10 protein-coding genes are annotated in these 12599 nt (G+C 70.9%); 9 read left to right on the forward strand and 1 reads right to left on the reverse strand.

Features of this window, described 5'->3' with window-relative positions; translation table 11 throughout:
- Nucleotide 1 precedes the first annotated feature (1 nt).
- From ACUTAG_RS01825 to ACUTAG_RS01860, 8 genes are all read left to right on the forward strand, one after another.
- Nucleotides 2-946, forward strand: a complete 945-nt coding sequence (locus ACUTAG_RS01825) for a DUF58 domain-containing protein (RefSeq protein ID WP_070781360.1) — start codon at nucleotides 2-4, stop codon at nucleotides 944-946.
- A complete protein-coding gene (locus ACUTAG_RS01830; RefSeq protein WP_038503876.1) occupies nucleotides 943-1443 on the forward strand; it encodes a DUF4381 domain-containing protein in 501 nt (166 codons plus the stop codon). Before ACUTAG_RS01825 ends, ACUTAG_RS01830 begins: the two co-directional genes overlap by 4 nt.
- Entirely contained in the window at nucleotides 1430-2449 is a 1020-nt protein-coding gene (locus ACUTAG_RS01835; RefSeq protein WP_026384373.1) for a vWA domain-containing protein, read from the forward strand. Before ACUTAG_RS01830 ends, ACUTAG_RS01835 begins: the two co-directional genes overlap by 14 nt.
- Entirely contained in the window at nucleotides 2434-3945 is a 1512-nt protein-coding gene (locus ACUTAG_RS01840) for a VWA domain-containing protein (protein WP_148318018.1), read from the forward strand. The genes ACUTAG_RS01835 and ACUTAG_RS01840 overlap by 16 nt, the downstream gene beginning before the upstream one ends.
- Entirely contained in the window at nucleotides 3942-5324 is a 1383-nt protein-coding gene (locus ACUTAG_RS01845) for a BatD family protein (protein ID WP_148318020.1), read from the forward strand. Before ACUTAG_RS01840 ends, ACUTAG_RS01845 begins: the two co-directional genes overlap by 4 nt.
- A complete protein-coding gene (locus ACUTAG_RS01850) occupies nucleotides 5321-6343 on the forward strand; it encodes an HAD family hydrolase (RefSeq protein WP_148318022.1) in 1023 nt (340 codons plus the stop codon). Before ACUTAG_RS01845 ends, ACUTAG_RS01850 begins: the two co-directional genes overlap by 4 nt.
- A gap of 46 nt (nucleotides 6344-6389) precedes the next feature.
- Nucleotides 6390-8033 carry an arylsulfatase gene (locus tag ACUTAG_RS01855; protein WP_026381991.1) on the forward strand — a complete coding sequence of 548 codons (1644 nt, stop codon included), beginning with the start codon at nucleotides 6390-6392 and terminating at the stop codon, nucleotides 8031-8033.
- 75 nt (nucleotides 8034-8108) lie between these two features.
- On the forward strand, nucleotides 8109-10646 hold the full coding sequence (locus ACUTAG_RS01860) for a fused MFS/spermidine synthase (protein WP_020928285.1): 2538 nt from the start codon (nucleotides 8109-8111) through the stop codon (nucleotides 10644-10646).
- A gap of 30 nt (nucleotides 10647-10676) precedes the next feature.
- On the opposite strand, the gene ACUTAG_RS01865 is transcribed toward ACUTAG_RS01860, so the two are convergent.
- Nucleotides 10677-11327, reverse strand: coding sequence for a LysE family translocator (locus tag ACUTAG_RS01865; RefSeq protein ID WP_026384282.1), 651 nt, complete (start codon nucleotides 11325-11327; stop codon nucleotides 10677-10679).
- A 190-nt stretch (nucleotides 11328-11517) separates the two neighbouring features.
- Between ACUTAG_RS01865 and ACUTAG_RS01870 the strand changes: the two genes are divergently transcribed.
- On the forward strand, nucleotides 11518-12543 hold the full coding sequence (locus tag ACUTAG_RS01870; RefSeq protein ID WP_148318024.1) for an SAM-dependent methyltransferase: 1026 nt from the start codon (nucleotides 11518-11520) through the stop codon (nucleotides 12541-12543).
- Nucleotides 12544-12599: the final 56 nt, after the last annotated feature.

Here is a 12599-nt window from a genome sequence, read left to right on the forward strand (position 1 = left end):
CATGAGCGCGCCCCCGCATCCCGTGCATCCGCCCCTGTCCGAACTCGTCGGGCTGGAGGCGGCCGTCCAGGGGCTTTCGCTGGGCGCGCGCCAGAAGCCGCACAGTGTGCTGGCCGGCCTGCACGCCTCCCGCCTGCGCGGGCGCGGCCTGGATTTCTCCGAACTGCGCCGCTATGTCGCGGGCGACGACCTGCGGCAGCTGGACGCGCGCGCCTCGCTACGCTACGGCAAGCCCTACGTGCGCACCTACACCGAGGAACGGGACCGGCCCGCGCTGATCGTGGTGGACCAGCGCATGAGCATGTATTTCGGCTCCGTGCGCGCCTTCAAGTGCGCCGTCGCCGCGCGGCTGGCCGCCCTGGCGGCCTGGACCGTCTACCGCGCTGGCGACCGCGTCGGCGGCATTGTCTTCGGCGATGACGGCAGCCACGCCATCGCTCCGCTGCGCAGCCGCGACCGGGTGCGTGAGATGCTCGCCGCGGTGGCGCGCGCCAACGGCGCACTCTCGGCCGACAGCGCCGCGCGGGACGCGCACGGCGCGCTCAACCAGGCGCTGCGGGCCGCCCAGGCCCTGATGCCGCACGATGGGCTGGTCTGCGTCATCAGCGACTTCGTCGGCGCCGATGCGCAGACGCTGCGCCTGCTGCGGCTGCTGGCCGCGCACAACGACGTGCTGGCGATGCTGGTGTACGACCCCATGGCGCAGGACCTGCCGCGGCGCGGCCGGCTGGTGGTCTCGCAGGGCGAATTGCAGATCGAAGTGGCCATCGGCCGCGAGCGCGAGCGCCGGCCGCTGGCCGACTTCTTCAGCGGCCGCCTGCGCGAGGTGGCGGACCTGTTGCGCCGCAGCCAGGTGCCGCTGCTCTCGATCGACACGGCCGACGATGCGCTGATGCAACTGCGCCGCGAACTCGGGCGCATGCCGGCGCCGGGAGGCCGCGCATGAGCGCCGAACCGCCCGGACTCGATCAACTGCGCGAGCTGCCGCTGCCGGCGGCGGTGCCCTATTGGCCGCAGACCTGGGGCTGGCTGGTATTGGGCGTGATTCTGCTGGCGCTGCTGGGCGGCGGCTTGTTTGCCGCGCTGCGCCACCGCCGCCGCAACCGCTACCGGCGCGAGGCGCTGGCCGAACTCGGCCGGCTCGATCGGGCCGTGCAGGCCGATCCGCTCGCCCTGCGCGCCCTGCCCGGCCTGATCAAGCGCACCGCCCTGGCGGCGCAACGGGGAGGCGGGAAGACCGGCGGCGTCGGCGCGCTCAGCGGCGACGCCTGGGTGCGCGCGCTGGCGGCCGGCAGCGTCGCGCTGGCGCCGGACAGCGCGCGGCTGCTGGCGGTCATCGCCTATGCGCCCGACGATCGCCTGCGCGGCCTCGCGCCGGCGCAGACGCGGCAGTTGCTGCGCGAAACGCGCGTCTGGATGGAGCGGCACCATGTGGCGGCTTGAATATCCGTGGCTGCTGGCGCTGGCGCCCCTGGCCTGGGTCGCCTGGCGCCTGCTGCCGCCCTATCGACCCGCCCGCTCGGCGCTGCGCATGCCGTTCTTCGAGCAGATCGCCACGCTCACCGGCCGCTCGCCACACCGGCCCGAAGCGTCGCGCGGCGGCGCCCAGGCGTGGCTCGGGGTGGCGGTCTGGCTGCTGCTGGTGCTGGCGCTGGCACGGCCTCAATGGGTGGAGCCGCCGCTCACGCACAGCCGGCCGGTGCGCGACGTGCTGCTGGCGCTCGATATTTCGCAGTCCATGGACAGCACGGATTTCCGCGACGCGCAGGGGCGCCCGGTCAGCCGCTGGAGCGCGGTGCAGGCCGTGGTGGCGGACTTCATCACCCGGCGCGGCGACGACCGGCTGGGGCTGATCGTATTCGGCACGGCCGCCTATCCGCAGGCGCCGCTGACGCTGGACCACGCGGCGCTGCAACTGCTGCTGCGGCACACGGCGGTCGGCATGGCCGGGCCCAATACCGCCATCGGTGACGCCATCGGCCTGGCCATCCGCATGCTGGATGCCGTGGACGAACCCGACAAGGTGCTGATCCTGCTGACCGACGGCAACGACACCGGCAGCGCGGTGCCGCCGCAACGCGCCGCCGCCCTGGCCGCGCAGCATCACATCCGCATCCACACCATCGGCATGGGCGACCCGCAAGCGCGCGGCGACGACAAGGTCGATTTCAGCCTGCTCGAACACATTGCGCAGGCCACCGGCGGGCGCTTCTTCCAGGCCAGCGACCGCGAGAGCCTGCAACAGGTGTATGCGACCCTGGACCAGATCACGCCGCGCCGGGTCGACACGCTGAGCCACCAGCCCAAGCGCGATTTCTTCTGGGTGCCGGTGGGTCTGGCGGTACTGCTGCTGGCGCTGTGGCATGCGATCGCGGCGCTGCTGGCATGGCGGCGGGATGGGCAGCCGGTGGCGCGGGAAAAAGAGGACGGCGCATGGACCTCGACCTGAGCGCCTTCCATTTCCTGCGGCCCCTGTGGCTGCTGGGCCTGGTGCCCGCCGTGCTGCTGTGGGCCGGGTGGCGCGCCCTGCGCGCGCGGCCGCAGCACAGCGGCATCGCGCCGCAGCTGTTGCCCTATCTGCTGCTGCAATCGGCGGGCAGCCGTGGGCCGCGCCCCATCGACGTGCTGGCGGCGCTGCTGGCCCTGGGCGCGGTCGCCGCGGCCGGGCCCACCTGGCAGCGCGACGAGCCCGGCTATCTGGACAATGTGGCGCCGCTGGTGCTGGCGGTGGACCTGTCCGCCTCGATGGACACGGCGGACGTGCCGCCCAGCCGGCTCGAAGCCGTCAAGCGCAGCGTGCGCGACATCGCCGCCCAGCGCAAGGGGGCCAAGACCGGCCTGGTGGTGTATGCCGGCACCAGCCATCTGGTGCTGCCGCCGACCGACGATGCCGCCCTGCTCGACCTGTTCGCGCAGGCGCTGGCCACCGATCTGCTGCCGGCGCGCGGCCGCGATGTCGCGGGCGCGATCGCCTTGTCCAATCAGGTGCTGCGCGCCGAGCGCGCCGGCGGTTCGGTATTGCTGCTGACCGATGGCGCCGATCCCGCCACCCTGGACGCGGTGGGCAAGGCCGCCCGCGCCGCGCCCGACCTGCAGGTACTGGTCATGGCCGTGGGTATCAACGGCCTGGACACCGGCGCGCTGCGCGACCTGGCGCAGGCCGCGCACGCCCCCCTGGGCAGCCTGACGCGCAGCGCCGACGATCTGGACTGGGTCCGGCTGCATGCGCAACAGCATTTCCGCGCGGTCCAGGACGCCGCCACGGCGCAACCGCACTGGCGCGACGCCGGCTACTGGCTGTGCTGGCCGCTGGCCTTGCTGGCGCTGATGGCGCTGCGGCGGGGCTGGCGCGTGTCGTGGTCGGCCTGCCTGCTGGTGGCCGGCATCTGGACCGCGCCGCAGCCGGTCCAGGCGGGAGCCTGGGCGGACGCCTTCCTCACGCCGGACCAGCAAGGCCGGTGGGCATTCGACCACGGCGACTATGCGGCTGCCGCGGCCCATTTCGCCGATCCGTACTGGAAGGGCCGCGCCGCCTATGAGGCTGGCGACTATGCCGCGGCACTGACGGCGTTCTCCGCCTTGGACACACCGCAGGCCCACTTCTACGTGGGCAACTGCCAGACTCGCCTGCGCCAATACGACGCCGCGCTGGCGGCCTACGACAAGGCGCTGGCCCTGCGCCCGGAGTGGCCCGACGCCGTCTTCAATCGCGACATCCTGCGCCGGCTGCTGGCCGCCATGACGCAGGAAGACCAGGGCGACCAGGCCGAACCACCCGACCAGAGCCGCCAGGACCGCGCCGCCAAGGACGCCAGGATGAAGACGGCCGCGGCGCCCAAGGCCGTCTCCGAAGACGTATGGCTGCGCAACCTGACGCTGTCGCCGGCCCAGTTCCTGCGCGGCAAGTTCGCGGTGGAAGACAGCATGCGCGAGGCCACGCCATGAAAACCGCCATGCTCGCCGGCCTGCTGTGGGCGCTGGCCCTGGCGTGCGTCCCCGCCCGGGCGCAAGACGCCGCGCCGGCGTTGCGCGTGCGCGCCGCCATCCAGGACGCGGCGCGGATCGCGCCGGGCGCCACCGTGCCGCTGCAACTGGACGTGCTTACATCGACCTGGTTCACCCAGCCGCCGCAACTGCCCGCGCTGAGCCTGCCGGGCGTCATGGTGACGCCCGCCACCGGTGAAGGCGCGATCCTGCATGAAACCATCGACGGCGTGGCCTACAGCGGCTTGCGCTACACCTACCTGCTCAGCCCCGCCGCGGCCGGCACGGTGACGGTGCCGCCGTTGCGGGTCAGCGCCAAGGTCGGTCCGGGCCAGCGTGACGCCGCGGGCGCCAGCCAGCCGCTCACGTTCGAGGTGACGGCCACGCCGGCCACGGCGGGCGGCGCAGCCGCACCGGCGCCCACGCCGGAAGTATCCCAGGCATTCAGCCTGGCGCCCGATCCGGCCGTCGTGGGCGGGCGCATCACGCGGTCGGTCACGCAGCGCGCCATGGGGGTGCAGCCGATGATGCTGCCCCCGGCCCCGCTGCGCGACGTGCCCGGCTTCAAGCGCTATCCGCATGAGCCGGAAGTGACGACGCTGACCGACGGCCGCGGCGGCTTCCTGGGCGGGCAGCGCGTCGACCGCAGCGACTACGAGCCGCTGGCGGCCGGCGAAGCCGCCCTGCCCGCCCTGTCCTGGAACTCGCCGGACGCGAGCGGCGCCGGCGGCGCGCAGGCCCGCCTGCCGGGACGCAGCTTCCAGGTCGGCGCCACGCCCGCCGCCGCGCCGCCGTTCTCGCTGGCCGATGACCTGGCGCATCTGCGCCAGGGCCTGCGCTGGGTGATTCCGGCCGCCTGGCTGCATGCCGCGGCCGCCGTGATCGCACTGGCGCTGCTTGCCTGGTCGGCCCGCTATCCGCTGCGGCGGCTGGCGACGGCGGCGCGCGCCCGGTTGCGCGCGGCGCGGGCGCGCTACCGCGCGAGCGAGCGCTATGCCTGGCGGCAGTGGCGGCGCGCGCCCGGCGACGCGTCCGCCGGCCTGACCGCGTTCTACCGCTGGCTCGGCCTTGCCGCCCACAGCCCGGACCTGCGCGGCGCGCTGCGCGCCGCGCAGGCATCGCAGCGAGACGCCGGCAACGCGCTGCTCGAAGCCACCTATGGCCCGCAGCGCCAGGGCGCGGCGCCGCGCGCGCAGTGGCTGGCGCTGTCGCGCGGCTGGCGTCGGGCGTGGCGCGCCGCGGCGGCGCACCCGGCGCCGCATGCCTTGCCGCGCCACCTGAATCCGCGCCAGGACGGCGCATCGGCAACGGGCCGCGGGCCCGCAAGGAGCAACCCATGAGCGACTGGGGAATGCAGGTGTGGCGCCGCTGGCGCCTGCTGTGTGGCGTGATGGCGATCGGGCTGTTGTCGGCTTGCGCGGGCCACCGCGCCGACCCGGCAGCCACCTTGCCTTCATGGAACGACGGGCCGTCGCGCCGCGCCATCGTGGACTTCGTGCGGACCGTGACCACGCCGGGCGGCGCGGGCTACGTGCCCGAGGCGGACCGCATCGCGGTGTTCGACAATGACGGCACGCTGTGGAGCGAGCAACCGGCATATTTCGAACTGCTGTTCTCGCTCGACCGGGTCAAGGAAATGGCGCCCAGCCACCCGCAGTGGCGGCGCGAGCAACCCTATCAGGCGGCGCTGGCGGGCGACCATGCGGCGCTCGCGGCCAGCGGCACGGAGGGCCTGATCAAGATTGTCGGCGTCACGCATGCCGACATGACGACCGAGGCCTTCACCGACAGTGTCAGGCATTGGGTCGGCACGGCGCGCCATCCGCGCTTCCAGCAGCCCTACACCGCCATGACCTACAAGCCGATGCGCGAACTGCTCGATTACCTGAGGGCGAACGGCTTCAAGACCTACATCGTGTCGGGCGGCGAGGTCGAATTCATGCGCGCCTGGGCGCAGCAGGCCTATGGCATTCCGCCCGAACAGGTCATCGGCACGACCTTCGTGACAACCTTCGACATGCGTGACGGCAAGCCCACCCTGTGGCGCACGGCCAAGCTGGAATTCAACGATGACGGCCCGGGCAAGCCCGTGTCGATCCAGCGCCAGATCGGCAAGCGGCCGATCCTGGCTTTCGGCAATTCGGACGGCGACCTGCAGATGCTGCAGTGGACCGCCGCCGGCCCCGGACCGCGGCTGGCGGCGCTGGTGCATCACACGGATGCCCGGCGCGAATGGGCCTACGACCGGGATTCCAAGATCGGCCGCCTGGACAAGGCGCTGGACGAGGCTCGCCGCCAGGGGTGGACCGTGGTGGACATGCAGCAGGAGTGGAAGCAGGTGTATTCGTTCGACCAGTAGTGATTGTGGTGAATCAACGCGCCCCGAGCGGGCAAGGAGAACAGTCATGAAGGCAAGACGATGGTGGGGCGCCGCGCTGTTGGCCGCCAGCAGCCTGGTGGCCATGGGCGGCGCGCAGGCGCAGGCGACAACGGGGCAGGCCAAGCCCCAGGGCGATGCCTCCGGGAAGAAACCAAACATCCTGGTGATCTTCGGCGATGACATCGGACAGGCGAACATCAGCGCCTACACGCGCGGCGTGGTCGGCTACACGACGCCGAACATCGACCGCATCGCCAAGGAAGGCGCGATATTCACGGACTACTACGCGGAGAACAGCTGCACGGCCGGGCGGTCGAGCTTCATCACGGGCCAGTCGCCTCGGCGCACCGGCCTGTCCAAGGTCGGCGTGCCGGGCGCCACGGTGGGCCTGCAGGATCGCGACATCACCCTGGCGCAGGCGCTCAAGTCGCATGGCTACAACACCGCGCAATTCGGCAAGAACCACCTTGGCGACCGCGACGAGTACCTGCCGACCAAGCACGGCTTCGATTTGTTCTTCGGCAACCTCTATCACCTGAACGCCGAAGAGGAACCGGAACGCCCCTACTGGCCGCAGAATCCCAAGGATCCCATCATCGCGGCCTACAAGCCGCGCGGCGTGATCAAGGCCTCGGCCGACGGCAAGATCGAAGACACCGGCGCCCTCACGACCAAGCGCATGGAAACGATCGACGACGAGACCGTGGGCGCGGCGCTGGACTACATCGACAAGCACGCCAAGGACGACAAGCCGTTCTTCGTGTGGATGAACACCACGCGCATGCACATCTACACCCACATCCGGCCCGAGTACAAGGGCAAGAGCGGCATGCCGGGCAACGACTACGCCGACGGCATGTGGGAGCATGACCAGGACGTGGGCAAGCTGCTCAAAAAGCTCGACGACCTGGGCATCGCCGACAACACCATCGTGGTCTACACCACCGACAACGGGCCGAATCAGTTCAGCTGGCCCGATGCCGCCACCACGCCGTTCCGCAACGAGAAAGACTCGAACTGGGAAGGCGCGTTCCGGGTGCCAGCCATGGTGCGATGGCCGGGCAAGATCGAGCCGGGCACCGTCAAGAACGGCATCGTGTCGGGCATGGACTGGTTCCCGACCCTGCTTGCCGCGGTGGGCGACACCGACGTGAAGGACCGTCTGCTCAAGGGCTGGACGCCCAGCGGCGGGCAGAAGAACTACAAGGTTCATCTGGACGGCTACAACCAGCTCGACTACCTGACCGGCAAGTCGGACAAGAGCGCGCGCGACGATTTCTACTACTTCAACGACGATGGCCTGCTGGTGGGCATGCGGTTCGAGAACTGGAAGGTCGTGTTCTGCGAACAGCGCGCGCCAGGCGGCTTCGCGGTCTGGAGCGACCCGTTCGTGTGCCTGCGCGTGCCGAAGGTGTTCAACCTGCGCATGGATCCGTACGAACGCGCCGACATCGTCTCCAACCAGTACAACGACTGGCTGTCCAAGAACGCCTATCTGGCGTTCATCGGCTCGGCCAAGGCGTCGGAGTTCCTGCAGACGTTCGTCGAGTACCCGCCCAGCCAGCGGCCGGCGAGCTTCAGCGTCGACCAGGTGCAGGAAGCGGTGGACAAGGCCATTGAGAAGCACTTCGAGGAACAGGCCAGGAAGCAAGGCAAGTCCGGCTCGTAGCGCGCCAGGCGGCGCCCGCCGCGGCGGGCGCCGCCTGCGCGTGATGGCAGTCCCTCAATCCATGGAGCGTCCCGTATGGCACAAGCAGGCGTGGCAAGCGCGTCACCGAACGAAGCCGGAACCTTGACGGGCGCGGGCGCGAGCCTGGCGCCCGCCTGCGCGCTGCTGGGACTGTCGGGCGCGGCCTCATTGATATTCCAGATCCTGTGGATCAAGCAGCTTTCCCTGATCGTCGGGGTCGAAGTCCACGCCATCGCCACGGCCGTCAGCGCCTTTTTCCTGGGGCTGGCGGCGGGCAGCTGGTGGCTGGGCAGGCTGGCGGAACGGCACGCCAACCCCTGGCGCCTGTATGCCGCCGTCGAACTGGCGATCGGGCTGGCCGCGCTGGCGGTCACCTTCCTGCTGGCGCACGGCGCCGGCCTGTTCGCCCGCTGGCAGCCGCAGCAGCCGCTGCTGGCCTGGGCCATCCTGTTCGCGGTGGTCGCGCTGGCGCCTTTTTTCATGGGCGGCACCTTGCCCATCCTGATGCGCGTGGTCAGCGCCGGCCGCAGCGGCCATGATGGCGGCGCCTTGTACGCCGCCAACACCACCGGCGCCATCGCCGGCGCGTTGCTGCCCGCCTTCCTCCTGATTCCCGCCCTCGGCGTGCAGGGCAGCGCCCTGGCCGCCGCCGCGCTGAACCTGGCGGCCGCCTGCGGCGCGTGGTCTCTGCGCGGCCGCCCGCCGGCCCCGGCGGTCGACGGCCCCGCCGCCCGCGAGGCGTCGCGCCTGCCGCCGCAGGCCCGGCTGGCCGTGGCGCTGTATGCGGTGGCTGGCGCCGTGGCGCTGGGTTATGAGGTGCTGTGGTCGCAGATGATCATCCCCTTCATGAGCACGCGGGCTTTCGCCTTTTCGGTGGTGCTGGCGGTCTACCTGGCCGGGCTGGCGCTGGGCGCGGCATGCTATGCCCGCTGGGGCCACCGGTTCGGCGATCCGTGGCGCGTGTTCGCGACATTGATCGCGGGCGCGGGCCTGATCGCCCTGGCCGAGGCCGCGCTGCTGGGCCTCTGGCTGGTGCCGGCCCAGGATCTGGCCGAAGCCGGCATGCGCAGGATTTTCGACAATGGCCTGGCCGGAATGAGCGCGCGCTTCGCCGTCGCCGCCGGCGCGGTGGTGCTGCTGCCCACGCTGCTGCTGGGAGCGGCCTTCCCGGCAGTGCTGCAGATCGTCGCCCCAGGCGAGCGCCGCAGCCGTGGCGCGGGCCTGGCCCTGGCGGCCAACACCCTGGGCGGCATCGCCGGCACCGCGCTGGTCGCCTTCGTGCTGCTGCCCTGGCTGGGCACGATCCGCAGTCTGACGCTGCTTGCCGCGACCGCGTGCGCCGTGGGCGTGGCGGCCGCCTGGCGCGGCCGCGCGGTCGCCCCCATGGCCCCGGCGCTGGCCGGCGCGCTCGGCGTCGCCGCGCTCATCGTCGGCTGGGCCCTGCCGCAGGATCATCTGGCGCGGCTCATGCCGGGCGCGCGCGGCAAGCCCCTGGTGTTCCACCACGAGAGCCATGGAGGCACCGTCGCCGTGGTCGAGAACGGCCGCGGCGGGCAGCGCTTCAACCGCCTCTACATCCAGGGCGTGTCGAACTCGGGCGATGCCATGCCATCGCTGCGCTACATGCGGCTGCAAGCCCTGCTGCCGCTGATCGTGCATGCCGGCGAACCGGAATCCGCCCTCGTCATCGGCTATGGCACCGGCATCACGGCGGGCGCGCTATCGCGCTATCCCGGCCTGAAGCGCCGGGTGGTGGCCGAACTGCTGCCCGGCGTGCTGCAGGCCGCGCCGTTTTTCCAGGGCACCTACGACGCCTATCGCGACAGCGGCTTGCAAGTGCGGCTGCGCGACGGCCGGCGCGAGCTGCTGGCCAGCGCCGACACGTACGACCTGATCACGCTGGAGCCGCCGCCGCCGTCGGCCGCGGGCGTGGTCAACCTGTATTCCCGCGACTTCTACGAGCTGGCGGCGCGCCGGCTCAATCCGCAAGGCATCGTGGCCCAGTGGCTGCCCCTGCCGACGCAGAACCTGGACGACACCCGCGCCCTGGTGGCCAGCTTCATCGCGGTATTCCCGCACGCCTCGCTGTGGACCACCGAGCTGCATGAAATGTTGCTGGTCGGGTCGCCGGATCCGCTGCCGTTGGTGCCCGAACGCATGGCGCGGCGCTTTGCCGCGCCGGCCCTGCATGCCGCCCTGGCGCAAGTCGGCGTGTCCTCGGTGGCGGCGTTGATGGCGACCTGGGTGACCGACCGCGAGGGACTGGCGCGCTTTGCGGCGGGCGCCGCGCCGGTGACGGACGACAGGCCCTCGATCGAATACGCCCCCTGGGTCCGCCCGCGCGAGATCGTCCGCACGCTGCCTGCGCTGATGGCATTGCGCGGCGCGCCGCCCCTGCAAGGCCCGCCAGCCGATTGGGCCGCCGACATCGACGGCGAACGCGCCGTGCTGGACCTGTTCTATCGCAGCGCGCTGGCGGCGTATCGCGGCGACCGCGAAAGCTGGTCGCGCGACGCCCCCGTGCTGGCCCGCGCCAGCCGCGAGAACGCCTACCTGCGATGGTTCATGAGCGGCACGGAGACGGCGGACTGACGCCGGCCCCCGGCCATCGCCACCGCCCGGTCATTTCCTGTTGTTGCCGGCGAATGCCGCCGTGATTCCCAGGCCGATCAACATGGCGCCCCCCACATAGCGCTCGAAGTGCAGGTAGCCGCGGCTGCGCCGCAGCCATTGGCCGGCGGCGCTCGCGGCAAAGGCGTAGCACGCGTCGCTGGCCAGGCCCAGCAAGGTGAAGACCAGCCCCAGGAATACCACCTGCGCGGCCACATGGCCGCGGCTGACGTCCACGAACTGCGGCAGGAACGCCATGAAGAACAGGGCCGTCTTGGGATTGAGCAGATTGACGATGAAGCCGTCGCGGAACATCCTGCCGTAACCACGCGTCTTGGACGGCGCGTCGACGGAGGCGGCGGCCGGGCGCGTACAGATTTTCTTGAGGCCCAGCCAGATCAGGTAGGCGGCGCCAGCATACTTGACGATGCTGAAAGCCAGCGCCGAGGAAGCCAACAAGGCCGACAATCCGAGCGCGGCCGCCAGCACGTGCACCAGCGTGGCCGCGTGGATGCCCAGGTCCGACACCAGCCCCGCCTTGCGGCCCTGTTCGACCGACTGGGCAATGATATAGAGCACGGCCGGTCCGGGAATCGCCAACAGGATCAGCGCGGCACTGACGAACAGCGCCAGGTTTGCGGTACTGGGAATCACGAATTCCATGGTTCAGGCTCCAGCGGTGGGCAGGTGGAATGGGAATCCCACTGTACCGCAGCGCGCCCCGTTCCGGCGCAATCGCCCGCCCGGCATGCGCGCCGCCATGCCAGCGCGAGGGACTCGCCTTCCCGCAACTTGACCATAATATTGAACGACGTCTAATATTTAACGACGTTGAATAATTGGATCGATCATCATGTTCAGACCGCTGTTGCAGATGCTGAGGAACAAACAGCTCTTGCCGGCTTTGGCCGCCAATGCGCTGTACCGGCCGTTCTACCAGCTCAGTTTCCTGGCGGCATTGAGCGCGTCCGGACTGATGGCGCGCCTGGCCGACGGGCCGATCCCGTTGGCGCAACTGGCGGCCGGCAACCCCGCGGGCGACGCGGCCGGCGCGCGCGAAGCCCTGCGCGCCTGGCTACAGATGGGCTGCCGGCTCGGCCTGCTGCAACTGGGGCCCGAGGGATATGCATTGCGCGGCCTGGCCAGAAAACTGGCGCGGCCCGAAAACGACGCCACGCTGGCGCTGGTCCAGGAAGCGGCCAGCATGCATCACCGCCTGATCCTGCAGACGCCGGCCAAGCTGCGCCAGGGGGAACTCTGGGACCTGGAAAACCAGGACGGCGAACTGACCGCGCGCTCATCGCGCGCGCTCGAGCCTTTCCTGGTCGAGGCCATCCGGCGTTTCGTGCCGCGCACCGGGCCCTGCCGGCTGCTTGAAGTGGGCTGCGGCTCGGCGATCTACATCCGCCACGCCGCCCTGCACAATCCCAACCTGACCGCGACCGGGCTGGAACTGCAACCCCGGGTCGCGCGCGTCGCCCAAGAGAACATCCAGGCCTGGGGGCTGCGGGACCGCGTCACCATCGAAACCGGCGACATACGACACGGGGAGCTGAGTCCGACCTACGACCTGGTCACGCTGTACAACAATATCTACTATTTCCCGGTCCACGAGCGGGTCGCGTTGCTGGCCCGGGTAAGACAACTGCTCAAGCCTGCGGGGCAGCTCCTGCTGGCCACCTGCTGCCAGGGCGGCAACGCCGGCATGGAAGCCCTCAATCTATGGGGCGCGTCGAACCGGCACGGCGGCCGCTTGCCCGACAGCGACGAAATGCGGCAGCAGTTGCGCGACGCCGGTTATGCAAACGTGGAGGTATCGCGGCTGATCCCCGGCGACAGCTTTTTTGCCTTCCGCGCCAGCGCCGCCGGCGCTCGATAAGCTGGGCAAGACGAAACTCGACGGCGTTCCGGCCCATACACCGAGCAGCCCCGGGG

This window comes from Achromobacter sp. CSND-B12 (assembly GCF_052906545.1).